Genomic DNA, 19,869 nt, shown 5'->3' with positions numbered 1-19,869 from the left:
CTTTCTTACAGATGAAAATCAGGCTGGATATAACCGACTTTCGTTCCTTGCCAGTTATGGACCGAAGGGATATGATAGCTTGCTAAGGCGTTAACCTCTAATTCTTGGAGCAAGCCCAGTTGCATTAAGGCTTCGACAACAGCCGGATACATGGCGCGTTGATTGCCGTCTTCGATTTTCAAGACGAAGCCTAGGCCTTGCTCCGGAATCGTGAGTGCATAGATGCCTTCAGCCCCCATTTTACCGATGATACGTCCGTTCGTCACCTCGATTAAGCTCGTGTCGAAGCGATCGCTGCCGGCGAGGTAATGCGGATATTGACGCAGTGCGGCAATGATTCTTCGGCAAGCGCTTGCACGTGTCGCATCGAGCTCGTCCAGTGATCCGATGCGTGCATACGCAAGGGCAAGCTTGTTGATCGGCATGCCGAACACCGGAACCCCGCAGCCGTCGATACCTAGCTGCATCTGATTGGTCGGCACGCTGGCCATTTCGCTGACTGCTTTCAGCATCAGCTGCTGCACAGGGTGTCCGATGCTCATATACGTCTCTGGCGAAGCTCCCAGATGCGCGCACAGCGCCAGCATCCCGGAATGCTTGCCTGAGCAGTTGTTATGCAGCGTCGTCGGCACCATGCCTTGCTCCCGCATCGCCTGCGCAGTCGGCGCATGGTAAGGGTCGTGAGCGCCGCATTGCAGGTGCTGCGGCGTGAGGCCGAGCTTGCCCAGAATGCCTTGGGCTGCGCTCACATGTTCCGCTTCCCCGTTGTGGGAAGCGCAGCATAGGGCGATTTCGGCTTCTCCGAGGCCGAAATGATCAGCCGCGCCGGATTCGATGATCGGCAGCGCTTGAATGAGCTTCGCCGTCGAACGGGCGAAGGTTAGCAGGTGCGGGTCGCCGGCCTGGTGAAGCAGCGTCCCTGCGGTATTCACGACCGCGAGATGAACGCGGTGGGTGCTTTCGGTAATAGCGCCGCGGTAGACGCGGACGATGGTGTCAGATGGCTTCATGTGTTAGTTTCACTCCACAGTAGGATAATTGAAAAGAGGTTGAGATCATGATGATTGAACGAAGCGGATTAATTGTTTGGGTCAACGATACGAAAGCGGCAAGAAATTTGGAACGCTTCGGTTCTCTCCATTACATATCCAAGAAAATGAATTATGCTGTCCTTTATATACACGCCAGTAAGCTGGATGAGACGATGCGCAGTCTGCAGAAGCTGCCTTATGTCAAGAAGATCGAGCGCTCCTACCGCAACGAAATCAAAACGGAATACAGTAGTAATATGCCGGACAAAACTAGATTTTACACCCTTTGAGGCTGCAGTGCAAAAGAAAGCTTCGAAAGAAGCTTTTTTATTTTTCGTTATTTATTGTTTGAATTTTTAGAAAATACGCATTTTTTTCAGATATCACAAATATTTATTAATAAATTTATAAAATTTCACATGGAAAAAATAGAAAGTATCAAGTAAAATAAAACTGACATTATCGGTTTAAATAGGTGGTAGGGCTTATTTTTATAGGAAAGGAGTTGTGATCATGAAAGACAAGGTCATGGGGAGATGGAGTACTTATGAACCATTCTTCGTACAGTTAGGAGACAAAAAGGTAGCGGATATCGTGATCACGAATCATGCTAGGCTGCGATGGAACGATCGCATTTCCGAGCAGAACAGTTCATTGGAAGAGATCTGCGCTTTTCTGTGGGAAAAGCTGAAAAATAATAAAATTATCCCTTACTACCGAAACGAAGAAGATGTCTATTTGGTCGATGAAGATCTCGTTGTGGTCGCAGAGTTTGCTCATCTGGAGAACGAAACCGACATCGCCGGCAATCCCCTCCATAAAATGATCATCGTCACCTTCTTGGGCAAAATGTCCGAGACCATTGAGCTTCGGGATCTGAAATCGTATTATTCTTGGCTGCGTCACTCCCGCCGGATGACTCTGATCAAGAACAGCCGCAAACGCCGCTAACTACATAGGCTTTACCCTATAGAGTATGCCCTCTAACAGCGGCATGCTCTTATTTTTTTGAGCGCAGCGTTGGCAAGATGGACTCCTAACCCGGATTCCCCTATAATGAAGGCAAAGAGAGGCGGAAAATCATGGCATTGAATTTTCATCAATTACATATTTTTTACACAGTCGCAGAAAAAGGAAGTTTTTCCCATGCGGCTGTTGCTTTACATATGACGCAGCCGGCAGTTACGATGCAGGTTCAGGCACTGGAGGACTATTTCGGCGTCAAGCTTTTTCACCGCAGCACGAAAAAAATCGAATTGTCAGAATCCGGCCGCGCGTTGCTGCCGTTCGCCAAGCGCAGCATCGAACTCATTCGCGAGACGGATGTGGCCATGTCCAAATTCACGAAAATGATCGATGGCAGACTGCAATTAGGGGCAAGCTTGACGATGGGCGAATATATTTTACCACGGCTGCTTGGTCCGTTCAGCAAAGACTACCCGAACATTTCGGTGTCGATGAAAGTGATGAACACGGCGCAGATTTTGGACGAAGTGTTGGGGCATCAGTTGAACTTTGGCCTTGTGGAAGCGCCGATTCATCATCCCGATGTACATACGGAAGCGATCCTTAGCGATGAGCTGAAGCTGATCGTGCCTGTCGGTCATCCTTTGGCCGATATGGATGTGATCACCTTTGATGAAGTGTTGAAATATCCGTTCGTGCTTCGTGAACAAGGTTCTGGAACGAGACGTGTGATGGAGGAGGAGCTTGCCCGGCTCAATGTCGATTACAGCGGGATGAAGATTGTCATGGAGCTTGGCAGCACGGGAGCCATCAAGTCAGCGGTAGAAGCGGGTTTGGGGATTTCGATCTTATCGCAGTCCTCTGTCAAGCATGAAGTGGCGCTAGGTTTAGTGAAGGTCAAACAAATCGAGAACATTACGTTTGCCCGTAACTTTTATGCGATCTACTTAAGCTCGACGCTGCTGCCGATATCGGCGGTCAGCTTCATGACATTTTTGCGGCAGGAAGATCTGAGCCGCTGGCTGTAATTTTTACATAATGAAGCAGCTTGCTTAATGCCTAGCTAATACAGGCTGCTTAAGATAAGAAGGGAGAACGATTTATGACTGCACGTAATGAAGCGGATTTGCATACGCATACAACGGCTTCAGACGGAACGCAAAAGCCTGCGGATAATGTCCGCATGGCGTACGCAGCCGGTCTGGGCGCAATCGCGATCACCGATCACGATACGGTCTCGGGCGTCGATGAAGCGCTGGCGGAAGGCCGCAAACTGGGCATTGAGGTCGTGCCTGGTGTCGAAATCAGCACCGTCGCTCGGGGACAAGATATCCATGTATTAGGTTATTACATAAATGTGCATGATAAACAATTGCTGGAGCGTCTGGAATCTCTCCGCGAGACGAGGGATTTACGCAATGCGATGATGCTTGAGCGCCTTCAGCAGCTCGGGCTGAGCATCACGATGGACGAGGTGCTGCAAGCCGTCGAGCATGTCAAAACGAAAGGCGATACGGTCGGCAGGCCGCATATTGCGGCTGTACTGCTTGCCAAAGGCTACGTTGCTTCCATAAGCGAGGCCTTTGAGCGTTATTTAGGAAAGGGTGCCGCAGCTTATGTGAACCCTCCCCGCATTGAACCGGAAACAGCAATTGCGTGGATTCATGAAGCAGGAGGGTCCGCAGTGCTAGCGCATCCGGGCATATACGGCGATGATGAACTCGTCGAATTAATTACGCAGCAAGGCCTGGACGGAATTGAAGTTTACCACTCCGACCATACGCCTGAGGATGAGGCGAGGTATTTACAACTTGCTGAGCAGAAGGGGCTTCTCATTACAGCCGGTTCCGATTTTCACGGAGAACGCGGAGGCGTGGTATTCCATGCGCCGATTGGAGCTAGACGCGTAAGCATTGAAGTACTTCACAATCTGCAGCAAAAGAGGGAGTAGTCTTGATGAAAAAAATACGCAAAGCGATCATTCCTGCCGCAGGCTTGGGCACCCGTTTTTTGCCAGCGACCAAAGCGCAGCCCAAAGAAATGCTGCCAATTGTCGATAAGCCTGCTATTCAATATATCGTGGAAGAAGCAATTGAATCCGGAATCGAGGATATTATCATTGTGACCGGCCGCAATAAGCGTGCAATTGAGGATCATTTTGACAAGTCCGTCGAGCTGGAGATGATGCTGGAAGAAAAAGGGAGCCAGAAACTGCTGGACATTGTGCAGTCGGTTTCCAACTTGGCGGATGTCCATTACATCCGGCAGAAGCAGCCGCTGGGGCTTGGCCATGCCATCTTTTGCGCCCGTAAGTTTATCGGCGATGAGCCGTTTGCGGTACTGTTAGGCGATGATATTTTGCAATCGGACCCGCCGGGACTCAAGCAGATGATCGATGTGTATGAACAGACGGAAACTTCCGTAATTGCTGTGCAGGAAGTGCCTTGGGAAGATGTCGATAAGTACGGAATTGTCTCTCCAGCTCACAGCGCTAACGGTTTTAAGTGGATTGAGGATTTAGTGGAAAAACCGGACCGCGAGCATGCTCCATCGAACTTGGCGGTCATAGGCCGCTATATTATTATGCCGGAAATTTTCCATATTCTTGAAGGGCAAGAGCCGGGAAGAGGTGGTGAGATTCAATTGACCGATGCGCTTCGCGTGCTCAATGCGCAGCAGCAGATGGTGGCTTATTTGATGCATGCCAAGCGTTACGATGTCGGCGACAAGCTCGGTTATATTGAAGCGACCATTGAACTCGCATTGCAACGCCCGGATTTACAGGACCAAGTGAAAAATTATCTCTTCTCATTGATTCGCAGCTGGGAAATCAAATAGAGGACACATACTTGGGAGGTAGAGTTAGATGGTTGTTGAGCGTATTGCAGTTATTGGAACAGGATATGTGGGTTTGGTTTCTGGAACAACTTTTGCGGAGCTGGGGCATTCGGTCATTTGCGCAGATTTGGATGAAGCCAAAATCGCCATGCTGCAGAGAGCGGAAATTCCGATCTATGAGCCCGGTTTGCAGGAGCTTGTTACATCCAATGTGCAAAAGAACCGTCTTGCTTTTACCTCTGACATTGGGGAAGCGATCCGTTCATCAGATATTCTTTTGATTGCGGTCGGCACACCGACACTGGAAAGTGGCGATGTTGACATGAAGTATGTGCACCATGTGATCGCCACCATCGTTTCGCATACGACGAGCGCGAAAGTGATTGTAATTAAGAGCACCGTGCCGGTCGGCACAGGCCGTCGAGTAGAACAAGAGCTGCGCACGGCACTTCCGCATATTCAGATCGATGTGGTCTCGAATCCGGAGTTTCTGCGCGAAGGCTCGGCGATCCATGATACGTTCCATCCGGATCGGATCGTGATCGGCGCCGAGCAGGCGGAAGCCGGCAAGCGCATCGCTGCGCTGCAGTCCGCCCTGCCAGGTGAGCTGCTCCTTACGGACCGCGAGAGCGCAGAGCTCATCAAATATGCTTCCAACGCCTTCCTGGCCGCCAAAATCTCTTTCATTAATGAGATGGCCCATGTTTGTGAAAAAGTAGGCGCAGATGTCGGTCTCGTCGCCAAAGGAATGGGACTGGATAAGCGCATTGGGCCTCATTTTCTGAATGCTGGGATCGGCTATGGCGGCTCCTGTTTTCCGAAGGATACGCGAGCCCAGCTCAAAATCGCCCAAAATGTTGATTACGACTTTAAAATACTGAGCGCCGTGATCGAGGTCAACCAGCTTCAGCGGGAGCGCTTCGTGGACAAAATCAAGGATACGCTCGGCGGCAAGCTTCATGGCAAACGCATAGCGGTGTTGGGGCTGGCGTTTAAGCCGAACACCGACGATCTCCGCGATGCTCCGGCGCTTGACGTCATCCATGCGCTGCAATCGCTCGGCGCAGAGATTCACGCGTATGATCCGGCAGCGCTCCACCACGCGTCCAAGCTGCTCAGGGACGTGCAGATGTACGATGATCTCTACGACGCGGCTTACGATGCCGACGCTATCGTCATCGCGACGGAGTGGGAGACGATACGCCAGATGAATGCCGAACGGATACGCAGCCTGATGAGATACCCGGTTATCATTGATGGGCGCAATATGTTCCGACCGGATGAGATGAGCAGGCTCGGGTTTACCTACGTGTCTGTCGGTCGGGCGGCTGCGATTCATATGGAAGCGGCCATATAAAAAGAAGCTGATCTGCTAGGCGAATAGCGCCTTACAGATCAGCTTCTTTTATTATTTGATCGTCACGCTGAGCTGCTTAATCTTGCTCTCATCCGGAGTGACGTACACCGTTTTTTGATTGACATAGATGACAAACCCCGGCTTGGAGCCGTTCGGCTTATGCACATGCTTAATCAATGTGTAATCGACTGGCACTTGACTCGACTGCTTCGCTTGGCTGAAATAAGCGGCTAGCTGGGCAGCTTCGAGGAGTGTCTCATCGGAGAAGTTATCGCTGCGGATGACGACATGCGAACCGGGAATATCTTTCGTATGCAGCCAGGTGTCCATCGGACTCGACAAGCGGTTCGTCAAATATTCGTTCTGCGTATTGTTCTTCCCGACATAGATCGGAACCCCATCCGTCGACGTATAACAAGCCAAAGCAGGCCGATCCTGCTTTTTCTTTTTGCGCTGCTTCTTGTTGCGGTCACGCAGATAGCCTTGTTCCATCAGCTCGTCGCGAATCTCCTCGATGTCCTGCAAGGATGCGACGCTTAGCTGCTGGAGCAGTGTGCTTAAATAGTCGATCTCCTGATGAGTCTGCGCGATCTGATCTTCCACGATAGCCGTGCTATTTTTCATTTTCGTATATTTTTTAAAGTAACGTTGGGCATTGTCCGATGGCGTGAGCAGAGGATCGAGTGCGATGCGGATCATCGCTTGTTCTTCATCGTAATAGTTGACCGTCTGCAGCTCTTTGTCGCCACGTTTGATTAGATGCAGAGACGCGGTCAGCAGTTCACCGAGAATCCGGTGCTTATCGGCATCCTTGGAATCTTCTAACGTTTCATGCAGTTTTTCTAGTTTTTTGACATTTTTATTTTTCTCGTTTTGCAAAAAGCGCAGCAGATCGGCTACGCGCTGCTTCACCGTGTCGCGCTCGGCCTTGTCGCCGTAAAACTGCTCCAGACAAGCGCTGGCCGTCGGATAGGTGGCGGAAGGGCCTTCAATGTGCGTCAGCGGGGTCATCGCAAAAAACAGTTTGCCGTTGGCCGATTGCTCCACAATGACAGGCTCGTACTTGTGCTCGCGCACCGCCGTCATGATCTCCGCAAACGCCTGCCATAGAGCTTCAGGTGCAAAGCTGAACTGGCCTCCAGGCCCAGGCGCATAGTTTCGGCTGCGGTACGTGATCTCTTTGGCGATCAACGGGCTTAGCCCGCTGAATGCGGCGACGATTCGCTGTTCAGGTTCATCCCGAGAATCGGTGTCAAAAACGCGGAGAAATGCCGCTTCATTGGTTTCCAGCGGATTCATTTTCTCTTGTTCAGGCGGGGCGACATATTGGCTGCCCGGCATGACGATCCGATAAGCGCTGATGGACGGAGTTACATGATGGATACCGTCGATAATCGTGTTCGTGCTTGGATCAAGCAAAATCATATTGCTGTGGCGTCCCATAATTTCCACAACAATCAATTTGCTGCTCATATCGCCCAGCTCATCGCGATGCCGCACCCGCATGTGCAGGATGCGCTCCATGCCTACCTGATCGACAGCTTCAATGATGCCGCCTTCCACATGTTTGCGCAGCAGCATGCAAAACATCGGCGCTTCCACAGGGTTCACATACGGTAATTCCGTGGCATGGACACGCGGATATGTCGGATTTGCCGATAACAACAGCTTGATGTTCTGTCCTTGTGCCCTGATATGCAGAACGACATCATTGTCGGTCGGCTGGTGAATTTTATTGATGCGGCCACCTACACACGCTTGTAATTCATGTACAACCGCATGCAGAACGAGTCCGTCTAATGCCATGATGCATACAACTCCAATCTATGATGAAAACAGTAATGAAAACAACGCTACGTATTATCATGCCATACTTTTCATAAAAACTTAAGCGCCTTTCTCCTGAAAAGATGATTAAAGGGATATTCTCCGGCTTGTCTGAATACAAATACGTAAGGACAAGAAACAACTGGCAATTGGGAGGGAGAAGGGCGGATGAGTCAGAACAAGTGGTACCAGATGACAGCGGAGGAGACCTTGCAATCTCAGCAGGTGAGTATGGAGCAAGGTTTGCCCTGGGAAGAAGCTTTGAAGCGGCTGGCGGATCACGGTAGGAATGAACTTTCAGAAGGGCAGCGCGTCTCACCGATCACGCTGTTTCTGAATCAATTTAAGGATTTTATGGTGCTGGTTTTATTGGGAGCCACCTTGATATCCGGGCTGCTTGGGGAGTATTTGGACGCGATTACAATTGTAATCATCATTATGATGAACGGTATCCTTGGCTTCGTACAGGAATTCCGTGCCGAGCGCTCGCTGCGTGCGTTGAAAGAGTTGTCAGCCCCGAATGCAAAAGTATGGAGGGAGCAAGGCGTTCATCAAATCCCGGCCCGCGATCTCGTTCCCGGCGATATCGTGCTTCTGGAAAGCGGTGACCGCGTTCCGGCAGATGTGCGCTTTTTGGTCGCCAACGGCATGTATATTGAAGAGTCAGCGCTTACCGGGGAATCTGTACCTGTGAGCAAGACGACGGAAGCGCTCATGGGGACAGATATTCCACTTGGCGATCAACGCAACCTGGGCTTTATGGGGACGATGATTGCCAGAGGAACGGGCAAAGCGGTCGTTGTCCGTACCGGCATGAATACGGAGATGGGGAAAATCGCCGATTTGATTCAAAATACCGAATCGATGGAAACCCCTTTACAGCACCGTTTGGAACAGTTAGGCAAAATATTGATCATTGTCGCCATCGCTTTGACGATTCTCGTAGTCGTCGCCGGTATCATGCACGGACAACCGCCATACGCGATGTTCCTTGCCGGCGTGAGCTTGGCTGTAGCAGCCATTCCGGAAGGATTGCCGGCGATTGTGACGATCGCCCTGGCGCTTGGCGTGCAGCGCATGATCAAACGCAAAGCCATCGTACGCAAGCTGCCTTCGGTCGAAACGCTTGGCTGCGCATCCGTGATTTGCTCTGACAAAACCGGTACCTTAACGCAGAACAAAATGACCGTAACCCATCTGTGGGTCGGCGGCGATGTGATGGAAGTGACAGGTGATGGATACTCGCCGGTCGGCGAAGTCCAGGTTGGCGGCCAATTGGCAGATCTGCGCAAGCATCCGATGCTGGTGAAGCTGCTTCAGCTCTCCGTGCTGTGCAACAATGCCATGTTGGTGGAGGAGAAGCAGGAACAGAAACGGAAGAAAGGCAAGGACAGCAAGGATAGCAGTGCGGAGACCGATTCGGTTTGGAACATTAAGGGGGATCCGACTGAAGGCGCGTTGGTCGTGCTCAGCGCCAAGAATGGGATCACTCACGAATCGCTCAGCGAACAATTCAGCCGCATCGCTGAATTCCCGTTCGATTCCGAGCGCAAGCGAATGTCCGTGCTTGTTACCTATAACGGCGGACGGATGGTATGCACGAAAGGCGCGCCGGACGTGCTTCTGCAGCACTGCAGCTATATTTTGTGGGATGGCAAGGTGATTCCGTTCACACAAACGCTTAAGCAGAAGGTGATGTCAGCCAATGAAGGGATGGCGAAATCTGCCTTGCGCGTGCTCGGGCTTGCTTATAGAGAGCTGAAAAGCAGCGACCGCTACGACGAATACGATGATGTGGAGAATAGTCTGGTCTTTGTTGGCTTGACGGGCATGATTGACCCGCCGCGTAAAGAAGTGCGCGATGCGATCGTCAGATGCCGCAAAGCGGGCATTAAGACCGTCATGATCACAGGCGATCATCAGACAACGGCGGAAGCGATCGCCAAGCAGTTAGGCATGATGCCGGCGAACGGCATCAGTCTAAGCGGCCAGCAGCTGTCGCAGTGGTCGGATGAGGAGCTGGAAACGCGCGCAGAAGATATTTACGTCTACGCACGTGTCTCTCCGGAGCACAAGCTGCGTATCGTCAAAGCGCTGCAGCGCAAAGGCCATGTCGTCGCGATGACAGGCGATGGCGTCAACGACGCGCCTGCGATTAAAGCCGCCGACATCGGTATTGCGATGGGAATTACCGGAACGGATGTGACGAAGGAAGCCTCGTCGCTCATTCTTAGCGACGATAACTTCTCCACGATCGTTGCCGCCATCGAAGAAGGGCGCGGTATCTATGAGAATATTCGCAAGTTCATCCGCTACTTGCTGGCTTCCAACGTCGGCGAGATTATGACGATGTTCATCGCCATGATGGCAGGCCTGCCGCTGCCGCTGGTGCCGATCCAAATTTTATGGGTCAACTTGGTCACCGACGGACTGCCGGCCATGGCGCTTGGTATTGACCAGGCGGAGAAAGATCTGATGCAGCACAAGCCGCGTTCATCGAAAGAAAATATTTTTGCCAGACGATTGGGCTGGAAAATTATTTCGCGCGGCATTCTGATCGGGGTCTGCACGCTCGGCGCCTTCTGGCTGGTGCTGAGAGGGGCTCCAGACGATGCTGACAACCTGCTCAGAGCGCAAAGCGTCGCATTTGCTACACTGGTCATGGCACAGCTGATTCACGTGTTTGACTGCCGAAGTTCACGCTCTATTTTTCACCGCAATCCGCTGCAAAACAAATATTTGGTGCTCGCCGTGCTATCCTCACTCATTCTAATGCTTGCAGTCATGTATGTGGATGAGCTGCAGCCGATTTTCAAAACCGTGCCGCTGGGCTGGAAAGATTGGATTCTCGTGCTGATTGCCGCAGGCATCCCGACGTTCCTCATGGGGCTGGGCAGTGTGCTGTCGCCGAAGAAGACGAAGCGTTCCGGACCTGTCCGTTACAATTCAAATTCGAAGCCGAGCTTTAGATAAGAGAAAGAAAGCCGCCTTATGAGCAGCAAGTCTGCTTGTAGGGTGGCTTTTGTTCGTTTGCAGCCGATGTACGGAATCCGCGTGGGGCGGTGCAGGTTGTTGAGAGTTGCAAGGCGGAAAGTTGCTTTAGCCGGTCCGACTGGTGAGCGAAGGGACACTGAAGAGCGTAAAAGTTGGTTTGCAGCGCCCTGTCAATCCCATTTCCATGGAAAACACTATGCATTCCACCTCTTTTGCGCTAGAATAAGGGCTAAAACATGAATGTGGAGTGCTGATGACCATGAATTTTACCAAAATGCACGGCTTAGGCAATGATTTTATTGTCATCGCTGGTGAACAAGAGCTTCCCGGTAACGTCGCCGACTTGGCTGTGCGATTGTGCAACCGATTTTTTGGCATTGGAGCCGACGGTTTAGTATATATTCTTCCGTCTGAGCAAGCGGATTTTAAAATGCGTATTATAAATTCTGACGGCACGGAGGCGGAGCAATGCGGCAACGCTATTCGCTGCGTGTCCAAATATGTGTACGATAACGGACTGACCGATCAACAGGAAATTACGGTCGAAACTTTGGGCGCAGGCGTGCAAAAAGTACAGCTCAGCGTGCAAGAGGGGAAAGTAGCCACTGTCCGCGTGAATATGGGGCAGCCCATTCTGCAAGGCCTGCAAGTGCCGACGACCGTCAATCAAGAGCAGGTCGTTGATTATCCGCTGGAAGTGGATGGTCATCAATTCCGGGTTACGGCCGTATCGATGGGCAATCCGCACTGCGTGATTTATGTGGAGGATGCGGTGAATTTTGATCTGGCCGTCTGGGGACCTAAGCTGGAAGTTCATCCAATGTTCCCGCGCAAAACGAACGTGGAGTTCGCAACGGTGCAAAACCGCACATTTACCGACATGCGGGTTTGGGAACGCGGAGCGGGTCCTACGCTAGCTTGCGGCACAGGAGCTTGCGCCACGCTGGTCGCTTCGGTAATGAACGGATTGGCCGACCGGGAGGGCACGGTGTCGCTGAAAGGCGGAGATTTGTTCATCGAATGGGATGAAGCCGACAATCATGTATACATGACAGGCCCGGCTGAAGAAGTTTTCAAGGGAAAGCTTGACATTTAAATTTGATAAAAACGGGTGGGAGCAGGTCATGAAAGCGGATCTTCGCACTGCGCTGTCGCGTGATATTCTGGTCGGCGACGGCGCCATGGGGACATATTTATACCAGATGGGTTTTCCCGTCGGCATTTCGTATGAAGAATTGAACTTGCTGCATCCAGAAACGATTGCCGAAGTGCATCGCCGCTACTTTGAGGCAGGCGCGCGTCTGATTGAGACGAATACTTTTTCGGCAAACAGGGAAAAACTGTCAAAATATGGCCTCGAAAGCGATGTCGAGGCGATCAACCGCGCAGGCGTGGAATTGGCGCGGAACGTGGTCGGCGATAACGCTTACGTGGTCGGCGCCATTGGTTCGATCCGCGCGGGCAAACGCAAAAACGTCCGCACCGCCGATGTCGAGCTGGCGCTGCGCGAGCAGATTGGCGTCCTCTTGGACTCGCCGGTGGACGGGCTGCTGTTGGAAACGTTTTATGATCTGGAGGAGCTGCTTCTGGCGCTGCGAATCATCCGCAGCATGAGCAGTCTTCCAGTTATTTGCCAATTTGCCAACGAAGGAACAGGCAGCACGCAGGACGGCGTTCCGCTGCAGGAAGCGTTTGAGCGTCTGCGGGACGAGGGCGCAGATGTGCTCGGCTTCAACTGCCGGGTAGGCCCGAACGGGATTCTCCGTTCCATCGAGAAACTATCGCCGCTCACCGGCGTGCCGTATTCGGTGTTCCCGAATGCAGGGCTGCCCGACTATGTGGACGGGCATTATACATATGCGGCGACACCGCAGTATTTCGCCGAGAGCGCGCTGCGCTTCGCCGACCTCGGCGCGCGCATCATCGGCGGGTGCTGCGGCACCACGCCGGAGCACATCGCCGCCATGGCCAAGGCGCTGCATGGCTACGTCCCGGCTGCGCCGGGTGTGGCGCGTACCGAAGAGGCTGTACGCGTGAAAGAGCCGGCGCCGGCCAAGCCTGCGCCGCCGGCGGTCAAACCGACGCTGCTCGACCTGGTCCGGCAGCGCAAAACCGTCATTGTCGAGCTGGACCCGCCGCGGGATCTCGACATTGAGAAGTTCATGCAGGGGTCCAAAGCCCTGCAGGATGCCCATGTCGACGCCATCACGATGGCCGACAATTCACTGGCGGTGACGCGCATGAGCAACCTGGCCCTCGGCCACCTCGTGCAGGATAAGCTCGGCGCGCGCCCGCTCATCCATATCGCGTGCCGCGACCGCAACATGATCGGGACGCAGTCCCATCTGATGGGCTTGCACGCGCTTGGCATGGACCACGTGCTGGCCGTGACCGGCGATCCCGCCAAATTCGGCGATTTGCCAGGGTCCAGCTCGGTGTACGATCTCACATCCTTTGAGATCATCCGTATGATCAAACAGCTGAACGACGGCATAGCTTTCTCTGGCAAGCCGCTCAAGCAAAAGGCGAATTTTATCGTCGGTGCAGCTTTTAATCCGAACGTCAAGCATTTGGATAAAGCTGTACAACGTCTGGAACGCAAAATCGAAGCAGGCGCCGATTACATTATGACGCAGCCGGTTTATGACGCTAAGCTGATCGAGCGGATTTATGCGTCTACGAAGCATTTGAACGTTCCGATTTTCATCGGGATCGCACCGCTGGCCAGCGGAGGGAACGCGGAATATTTGCATAACGAGGTGCCCGGCATTCAACTGTCCGATGAAGTCAGAGGCCGGATGAGCGGATTGAAAGGTGAAGAAGGCCGCGCGATGGGCGTGGAGATCGCCAAGGAGCTGCTCGATGCCGCGATGAACTATTTTAATGGAATCTACTTGATGACGCCATTTTTGCTCTATGAAATGTGCGTGGATCTGACCCAATATGTGTGGGAAAAGTCAAATCGCCATGATTCCCACTTGTACCCACTATGAAAATGAATTAAAATAGGTTAATGGATGTGATGAGGATGATTTGCAGTATGACCGGATTCGGACAAGCGAATCGTTCTTTTGCGGGATACAAGGTATTTATCGATGTCAAATCGGTCAATCATAGGTATTGTGAAGTAGCTGTGCGTATGCCCAAGGAATGGGCGGCTTTTGAGGACGCTTTGAAGAAGACCGCGCTGCTAGCGGTGAAGAGAGGGCGTGTTGACGTCTTCATTACAGCTGAGCGTGAAGCGGCATTAGCCAAGAACGTGACAGTTGACTTTGCATTGGCTGACGCCTATCTTCAAGCTGCCGAGCAGCTGAAGGAGCGCTATGGTTTTACAGAGCGGCTGGAACTCAAGGATTTGCTCAGATTGCCTGATCTTGTGCAGATGAAAGAAGAGCGCACAGACCCGGATGAGCAGATTCAAACCGAGCTGTGTGCCTGCCTTCTAGACGCCGTTACCCGCTTGACAGAGATGCGGCTGCGTGAAGGCGCATTCCTGGAGCAAGACATTCGCCTGCGGTTGAATGAGCTGAAGCGGGTCCATGCGGAGCTGCACGTTTATGCTCCTCAGGTCGTGCTTGATTATTCGGCGAAACTGAGCAGCCGGATCAATTCCCTTCTGCAGGATCAATCGCCAATCGATGAACAGCGATTAGCCGCAGAAATTGCAATCTTTGCCGAACGCTCGAACGTGGATGAAGAATTGACACGTCTGCAGAGTCATTTTCAACAGTTCGACAGCCTGCTTATCGATAGCGAGCCTGTTGGACGCAAGCTTGACTTCCTGATTCAGGAGATGAATCGCGAAGTGAATACGATTGGCTCCAAAGCGAATCATGCTGAGCTTACAACGAGAGTCATTCAAATGAAAGCAGAGCTTGAGAAAATGCGAGAACAAATACAGAATATCGAGTGAGGCAGCATGGGGCTTCACGAGGAGGAAGTTGAATGGCTATCAAATTAATCAATATCGGGTTCGGGAACATCGTATCGGCGAACCGCATTATCTCGATCGTCAGTCCGGAATCGGCGCCGATCAAGAGAATCATTCAGGAAGCACGTGACCGCCACATGCTGATTGACGCTACGTACGGAAGAAGGACCCGGGCCGTAATTATCACCGACAGCGATCACGTGATTTTGTCGGCGGTACAACCAGAAACGGTAGCGCATCGACTTTCGAACAAGGACGATGATCATGACGAGTAATACGAACACTCTCGAGCGTGAGAGAGGCATTTTAATTGTGTTGTCCGGTCCATCCGGCGTTGGCAAAGGTACGGTTTGCGCTGAACTGCGCAAATGTTCTCCTGATATTGTTTATTCGGTATCCGCGACGACGCGCTCGCCGAGACAAGGCGAAGTCGATGGCGTTAACTACTTTTTCAAGACGCGGGAGCAATTTCAGCAGATGATCGAAGCGGACGAAGTGCTGGAATGGGCAGAATATGTGGGTAATTATTACGGCACACCTAGACGATTTGTTGAAGAGACGCTGCGCGCCGGCCAAGATGTCATTCTGGAGATTGAAGTTCAGGGTGCGCTGCAGGTGAAGCAGAAGTTTCCAGAGGGCGTGTTTATTTTCCTGCTGCCGCCGTCGCTAGACGAGCTGGAGAACCGGATCGTGACCCGCGGTACGGAAACGGACGAAGTCATTCGCAGCCGGATGTCGGTTGCCGTGGATGAGATTCGCTTGATGGAGCATTACGATTATGCTATCGTTAATGATCGCGTTGAGACGGCTTGTTCCAAAATACAAGCGATTCTTTCGGCCGAACACTGCAAGAAAGACCGGATGTATCCGAAAGTCATACAATGGATTGGTGAGGTGAACTAAAATATGCTATATCCTTCAATTGATAAGCTGCTCGATAAAGTAGACAGCAAATATTCCTTGGTCGTTGCTGCTGCTAAGCGTGCAAGATTGCTGCGTGACGGCGCGAAATCCGATTTGAGAGGGCAAAAATCTCATAAACAAGTCGGCGTTGCTCTGGAAGAACTGTACGGCGACTATATCGCTTACGAAAAAATTCAGACCAAAGAAATCGTGAAATAATGCATCACCCCGACAACCCTTAGTGGTTGTTATTTTTTTCTTTTTTATGCAAAGGAGGATGTAGGGTGAGTGTTCTGCGTGGGAAAACAATCGTACTTGGAGTATGCGGAGGTATTGCCGCTTATAAAGCGGCCGCATTGACCAGCAAGCTGACGCAGGCGGGAGCGCATGTCCGTGTCATCATGACAGCGTCTGCGGTCCAATTCGTAGCGCCGTTAACGTTTCAAACGTTGTCGCGTCACCATGTGTTTGTGGATACGTTTGACGAGAAAGATCCTTCCGTCGTGTCGCATATTGATTTGGCGGACAGCGCCGATCTGGTGCTGATTGCGCCGGCTACGGCAAATATGATCGGCAAGGTAGCTTTGGGCCTTGGGGATGACATGCTCAGCACGACCCTGCTCGCGACAGAAGCGCCAATCTGGGTAGCCCCGGCGATGAATGTGCACATGTACGCGAATCCGGCCGTGCAGCAAAATATGCAAACGCTGCTGGATCGCGGCGTGCGCTTCATTGAGCCTGGCGAAGGGCAGCTGGCTTGCGGCTATGTCGGCAAGGGCCGTTTGGCGGAGCCAGAGGAAATCGTCGCTGCGCTTGAGCGTTATTTTGCCGGCAGCGCAATACTGCAAGGTAAGCGAGTGCTGGTCACAGCAGGCGGCACGATCGAGCGGATCGATCCGGTGCGCTATATCACTAACGATTCCTCAGGCAAAATGGGATACGCTATTGCAGAAGAAGCGGCGCGTATGGGCGCGCAGGTTACCCTCGTGTCGGGTCCGACGGCGCTGCCAGTACCGAAGGGCTGCCAACTCGTGCCGGTGAAGTCTGCTTTGGATATGCGCGAAGCGGTTCTGTCACGATTAGATGCCAGCGATTTGATTATTAAAGCGGCTGCAGTTGCCGACTATCGGCCGGCGGTTATCGAACCGCAAAAGATCAAGAAAAAATCGGATTCGCTCACCCTGGAGCTCGTGAAGAATCCTGACATTTTACAGGAAATCGGCACGTTAAAAAAGGAACAATTTGTCGTTGGCTTTGCGGCGGAGACGGAAAAATTGGACGAGCATGCGCTCGATAAGCTGCAGCGTAAAAACTGCGATTTGATCGTCGGCAACGACGTTTCGCAGGAAGGCGCCGGATTCAGCGGAGATACGAATGCGGTGCGGATTTTTGACCGCAACGGCCTGGTCGAGGCCCTTCCGGTGCAAAGCAAACAGGCGGTTGCTCGCAGACTGCTTGAAATCGCTGCGGCTCGGATGAAGCCTAAGCGTTAAGAAGGAGAATACGGATGTATGCAAAAGTCATTGTCGATGTGCCGGCGAAGCAAACGAATCGGGCATTTGACTATGAAGTGCCGGCACATTTGCACAAATGGGTTGAAGTAGGAAGCCGGGTCGGTGTACCATTTGGTCCGCGGACTTTGCAGGGGTTCGTCGTCGGGCTCCGCGAAGACACGCAGATGGACGTGGGGCGCGTGAAGCCGATCCAGAGCGTGCTGGATTTAGTTCCACCACTCACGGGTGAGCTTGTTAATTTGGGCCGTTGGATGAGCCGCAAATATTTGTGCCATGAAGTTTCGGCACTGCAAGCGATGCTTCCCGCCGCATTGAAAGCGAAATATGAGCGGGCGGTGCAAATCGGCGATGAAAGAGCTGTGCAGGCGATGCTGGATTTGCCCGATCTGCACGAAATCATTGAATTCGTAAGGGTTAAAGGCACTGTTTCGATGGACGCTCTCATGGAACGGTATGCAAGCGCCGGCGCACTGATCAAAGAATTGCTGGCCGCAGGCGTGCTTGCAGAGGTGCAGATGGTGAAAGACCGCATGTCGACGAAAAAAGCGTTGACGGTTTTTCCGCCGGAGGGCGGCGCAGGTCTTGAAGAGGCGCTGGCAGAGCTGCCGGCGAGGGCGAACAAGCAGCAGGAGGTGCTGCGGTATCTCATTGAGAATCCGTTCACGATCAAGCTGACGGAGCTTATGGAGGCCGTGCAGGTCGGCGCCGGGACGGTCAAAAGCTTGGCTGACCGCGGTTGGATCGAGCTGCGCGAAGTGGAAGTGCTGCGCGATCCGTACGCGGGACGCTCGTTTACACGGACGCAGGCGTTGCAACTAACGGAGGAGCAAAGCAGTGTATTCGCCCCTATCCGCAGCGCGGTTGCCGAGAAGCGGCATGAAGTTTTTTTATTGCATGGCGTCACGGGCAGCGGAAAGACGGAAGTTTATTTGCAATCCATCCAGGAATGTCTGGATCAAGGACGCGAAGCGATCGTGCTCGTACCGGAGATTTCGCTGACACCGCAGATGGTGGAGCGATTCAAAGGGCGGTTCGGCGATCTGGTCGCCGTTCTGCACAGCCGCCTCTCGGGTGGCGAGCGCTACGATGAATGGCGCAAAATTACCCGCAAGCAAGTCAAGGTAGTCATTGGCGCGCGTTCGGCGATTTTTGCTCCTTTTACGCAAATTGGTCTTATCATTATTGATGAAGAGCATGAATCGTCGTACAAACAGGAAGAAAGTCCCAAATATCATGCGCGCGATGTGTCGATTGAACGGGCCAGGCAGCATCATGCCGCTGTCGTACTGGGTTCTGCTACGCCTTCGCTAGAGAGTATTCAGAAAACGATGCGGACGCGCTCGCAACCGGTGCCTCCTTTTCAATTGCTGACGATGAAGGAACGGGTCGCTGGCAGACCGCTGCCCGCAGTGGAAATTGTTGACATGCGCGAGGAGCTGAAGGCGGGAAATCGTTCGATGTTCAGCAAGCCGTTGTATAAAGCGATCGAAGAACGGTTACACAAGGAAGAACAGACTGTTTTGCTGCTGAACCGCAGAGGCTACGCAACTTTTGTCATGTGCCGCACATGCGGGTACGTGGCAACTTGCCCGCACTGCGATATTTCCCTGACGTATCACCAGAGCTCGCGCATGCTGCGCTGCCATTACTGCGGGTATGCGGAACGTGAAGTTACGAAATGTCCAAGCTGCACTTCGGAGCATATCCGCCACTTCGGGACCGGGACGCAGCGCGTGGAAGAAGAGTTAAGCAAGCTGTTCCCCGGCATTCGCGTCATCCGCATGGATGTGGATACGACAACGGAAAAAGGCTCGCACGAAAAATGGCTGACGATGTTCCGTGAGAAACAGGCTGATGTGCTGCTGGGGACGCAAATGGTCGCGAAAGGCCTTGATTTTCCAGATGTGACGCTGGTGGGGGTTATTGCTGCCGATACGGTGCTGAATTTACCGGATTTCCGCTCGGCTGAACGAACGTTCCAACTGCTGACGCAGGTTGCGGGGCGCGCCGGACGTCATGAGAAGCCGGGTGAAGTCTTCGTGCAGACGTATACCCCTGAGCATTACAGCATCCAAAGCGCAAGCCGGCATGATTACATGGGCTTCGCCCGCCAAGAGCTCGATATTCGAGTCAATTTGGGCTATCCGCCGTATCAGAAGTTAATTCTGATCACGTTCTCCCATGAGGAGTTGACGCTGCTCGTTCGCTTTGCCGAAGTTTTCGTAACCCGACTAAAGGAATTCGTTGCCGAAGAGCTGAACAAACCCGCGGACTTGTTTCTCGACTTTACGAGCCCAAGTGAACCGTTCACGATGGAGGTTCTGGGGCCGGTCGCTTCGCCGATTTCCCGAATCAAAGATAGATATCGATTCCAATGCGTGGTAAAATATCGGGGGGATACACAGGCTGCAGAGCTTGTCGGCCGTACGGTCGCGTGGTTTGAAGAACGTACAGCGAAGGATAAGCTGCAAATCAGCGTCGATGTTGACCCGCAATTTTTGATGTAAT

Annotated in this window: 17 protein-coding genes; 15 read left to right on the top strand and 2 right to left on the bottom strand. The window is 52.5% G+C overall.

What is annotated here, in order from left to right; genetic code table 11:
- Window positions 1-5: 5 nt before the first annotated feature.
- Window positions 6-1,010 carry an asparaginase gene (locus O9139_RS10345; RefSeq protein WP_270879381.1) on the bottom strand — a complete coding sequence of 335 codons (1,005 nt, stop codon included), beginning with the start codon at window positions 1,008-1,010 and terminating at the stop codon, window positions 6-8.
- A gap of 47 nt (window positions 1,011-1,057) precedes the next feature.
- Between O9139_RS10345 and O9139_RS10340 the strand changes: the two genes are divergently transcribed.
- From O9139_RS10340 to O9139_RS10315, 6 genes are all read left to right on the top strand, one after another.
- Entirely contained in the window at window positions 1,058-1,321 is a 264-nt protein-coding gene (locus tag O9139_RS10340) for a YlbG family protein (RefSeq protein WP_270879380.1), read from the top strand.
- 223 nt (window positions 1,322-1,544) lie between these two features.
- Window positions 1,545-1,982 (top strand): hypothetical protein, encoded by a 438-nt coding sequence (locus O9139_RS10335; RefSeq protein WP_270879379.1) that lies wholly within the window; start codon window positions 1,545-1,547, stop codon window positions 1,980-1,982.
- Window positions 1,983-2,113: 131 nt separating this feature from the next.
- Window positions 2,114-3,025, top strand: a complete 912-nt coding sequence (locus tag O9139_RS10330; RefSeq protein WP_270879378.1) for a selenium metabolism-associated LysR family transcriptional regulator — start codon at window positions 2,114-2,116, stop codon at window positions 3,023-3,025.
- 74 nt (window positions 3,026-3,099) lie between these two features.
- Entirely contained in the window at window positions 3,100-3,948 is an 849-nt protein-coding gene (locus tag O9139_RS10325; protein ID WP_270879377.1) for a PHP domain-containing protein, read from the top strand.
- Window positions 3,949-3,953: 5 nt separating this feature from the next.
- The gene (gene galU / locus O9139_RS10320; protein ID WP_270879376.1) at window positions 3,954-4,835 is read left to right on the top strand and encodes a UTP--glucose-1-phosphate uridylyltransferase GalU; all 882 of its coding nucleotides are present in this window, start codon (window positions 3,954-3,956) and stop codon (window positions 4,833-4,835) included.
- Window positions 4,836-4,863: 28 nt separating this feature from the next.
- Window positions 4,864-6,192: a UDP-glucose dehydrogenase family protein gene (locus tag O9139_RS10315; RefSeq protein WP_270879375.1), complete on the top strand. Its 1,329-nt coding sequence runs from the start codon at window positions 4,864-4,866 to the stop codon at window positions 6,190-6,192.
- Between the two features lie 51 nt (window positions 6,193-6,243).
- On the opposite strand, the gene O9139_RS10310 is transcribed toward O9139_RS10315, so the two are convergent.
- Entirely contained in the window at window positions 6,244-7,998 is a 1,755-nt protein-coding gene (locus O9139_RS10310; RefSeq protein WP_270879374.1) for an Rqc2 family fibronectin-binding protein, read from the bottom strand.
- 189 nt (window positions 7,999-8,187) lie between these two features.
- Here O9139_RS10310 and O9139_RS10305 point away from each other — a divergent pair, with 189 nt between their 5' ends.
- The 9 genes from O9139_RS10305 to priA all read left to right on the top strand — a co-directional run bounded on the left by O9139_RS10305 (window position 8,188) and on the right by priA (window position 19,868).
- Window positions 8,188-10,992 carry a calcium-translocating P-type ATPase, SERCA-type gene (locus tag O9139_RS10305; RefSeq protein WP_270879373.1) on the top strand — a complete coding sequence of 935 codons (2,805 nt, stop codon included), beginning with the start codon at window positions 8,188-8,190 and terminating at the stop codon, window positions 10,990-10,992.
- A gap of 280 nt (window positions 10,993-11,272) precedes the next feature.
- Window positions 11,273-12,109 carry a diaminopimelate epimerase gene (gene dapF, locus O9139_RS10300; RefSeq protein ID WP_270879372.1) on the top strand — a complete coding sequence of 279 codons (837 nt, stop codon included), beginning with the start codon at window positions 11,273-11,275 and terminating at the stop codon, window positions 12,107-12,109.
- A 28-nt stretch (window positions 12,110-12,137) separates the two neighbouring features.
- On the top strand, window positions 12,138-14,006 hold the full coding sequence (locus tag O9139_RS10295; protein ID WP_270879371.1) for a bifunctional homocysteine S-methyltransferase/methylenetetrahydrofolate reductase: 1,869 nt from the start codon (window positions 12,138-12,140) through the stop codon (window positions 14,004-14,006).
- A 47-nt stretch (window positions 14,007-14,053) separates the two neighbouring features.
- A complete protein-coding gene (locus O9139_RS10290) occupies window positions 14,054-14,926 on the top strand; it encodes a YicC/YloC family endoribonuclease (RefSeq protein ID WP_270879370.1) in 873 nt (290 codons plus the stop codon).
- 32 nt (window positions 14,927-14,958) lie between these two features.
- Window positions 14,959-15,219, top strand: a complete 261-nt coding sequence (gene remA / locus O9139_RS10285) for an extracellular matrix/biofilm regulator RemA (protein WP_009672664.1) — start codon at window positions 14,959-14,961, stop codon at window positions 15,217-15,219.
- Entirely contained in the window at window positions 15,209-15,847 is a 639-nt protein-coding gene (gmk, locus tag O9139_RS10280) for a guanylate kinase (RefSeq protein WP_270879369.1), read from the top strand. Before remA ends, gmk begins: the two co-directional genes overlap by 11 nt.
- 3 nt (window positions 15,848-15,850) lie before the next feature.
- Complete coding sequence (gene rpoZ / locus O9139_RS10275; protein WP_270879368.1) at window positions 15,851-16,066, top strand: DNA-directed RNA polymerase subunit omega; 216 nt, start codon at window positions 15,851-15,853, stop codon at window positions 16,064-16,066.
- Between the two features lie 65 nt (window positions 16,067-16,131).
- On the top strand, window positions 16,132-17,340 hold the full coding sequence (gene coaBC / locus O9139_RS10270) for a bifunctional phosphopantothenoylcysteine decarboxylase/phosphopantothenate--cysteine ligase CoaBC (RefSeq protein WP_270879367.1): 1,209 nt from the start codon (window positions 16,132-16,134) through the stop codon (window positions 17,338-17,340).
- Between the two features lie 14 nt (window positions 17,341-17,354).
- Entirely contained in the window at window positions 17,355-19,868 is a 2,514-nt protein-coding gene (priA, locus tag O9139_RS10265) for a primosomal protein N' (RefSeq protein WP_270879366.1), read from the top strand.
- Window position 19,869: the final 1 nt, after the last annotated feature.

This window comes from Paenibacillus aestuarii, assembly GCF_027789125.1.
Lineage (GTDB): Bacteria > Bacillota > Bacilli > Paenibacillales > NBRC-103111 > Paenibacillus_E > Paenibacillus_E aestuarii.
This window is presented reverse-complemented; position numbering and strand designations above follow the sequence as displayed.

Bases quoted from the DNA above. Each gene is read 5' to 3' on its own strand.
- O9139_RS10345 (WP_270879381.1), bottom strand. From the start codon at position 1,010: ATGAAGCCATCTGACACCATCGTCCGCGTCTACCGCGGCGCTATTACC.
- O9139_RS10340 (WP_270879380.1), top strand. From the start codon at position 1,058: ATGATGATTGAACGAAGCGGATTAATTGTTTGGGTCAACGATACGAAA.
- O9139_RS10335 (WP_270879379.1), top strand. From the start codon at position 1,545: ATGAAAGACAAGGTCATGGGGAGATGGAGTACTTATGAACCATTCTTC.
- O9139_RS10330 (WP_270879378.1), top strand. From the start codon at position 2,114: ATGGCATTGAATTTTCATCAATTACATATTTTTTACACAGTCGCAGAA.
- O9139_RS10325 (WP_270879377.1), top strand. From the start codon at position 3,100: ATGACTGCACGTAATGAAGCGGATTTGCATACGCATACAACGGCTTCA.
- galU (WP_270879376.1), top strand. From the start codon at position 3,954: ATGAAAAAAATACGCAAAGCGATCATTCCTGCCGCAGGCTTGGGCACC.
- O9139_RS10315 (WP_270879375.1), top strand. From the start codon at position 4,864: ATGGTTGTTGAGCGTATTGCAGTTATTGGAACAGGATATGTGGGTTTG.
- O9139_RS10310 (WP_270879374.1), bottom strand. From the start codon at position 7,998: ATGGCATTAGACGGACTCGTTCTGCATGCGGTTGTACATGAATTACAA.
- O9139_RS10305 (WP_270879373.1), top strand. From the start codon at position 8,188: ATGAGTCAGAACAAGTGGTACCAGATGACAGCGGAGGAGACCTTGCAA.
- dapF (WP_270879372.1), top strand. From the start codon at position 11,273: ATGAATTTTACCAAAATGCACGGCTTAGGCAATGATTTTATTGTCATC.
- O9139_RS10295 (WP_270879371.1), top strand. From the start codon at position 12,138: ATGAAAGCGGATCTTCGCACTGCGCTGTCGCGTGATATTCTGGTCGGC.
- O9139_RS10290 (WP_270879370.1), top strand. From the start codon at position 14,054: ATGACCGGATTCGGACAAGCGAATCGTTCTTTTGCGGGATACAAGGTA.
- remA (WP_009672664.1), top strand. From the start codon at position 14,959: ATGGCTATCAAATTAATCAATATCGGGTTCGGGAACATCGTATCGGCG.
- gmk (WP_270879369.1), top strand. From the start codon at position 15,209: ATGACGAGTAATACGAACACTCTCGAGCGTGAGAGAGGCATTTTAATT.
- rpoZ (WP_270879368.1), top strand. From the start codon at position 15,851: ATGCTATATCCTTCAATTGATAAGCTGCTCGATAAAGTAGACAGCAAA.
- priA (WP_270879366.1), top strand. From the start codon at position 17,355: ATGTATGCAAAAGTCATTGTCGATGTGCCGGCGAAGCAAACGAATCGG.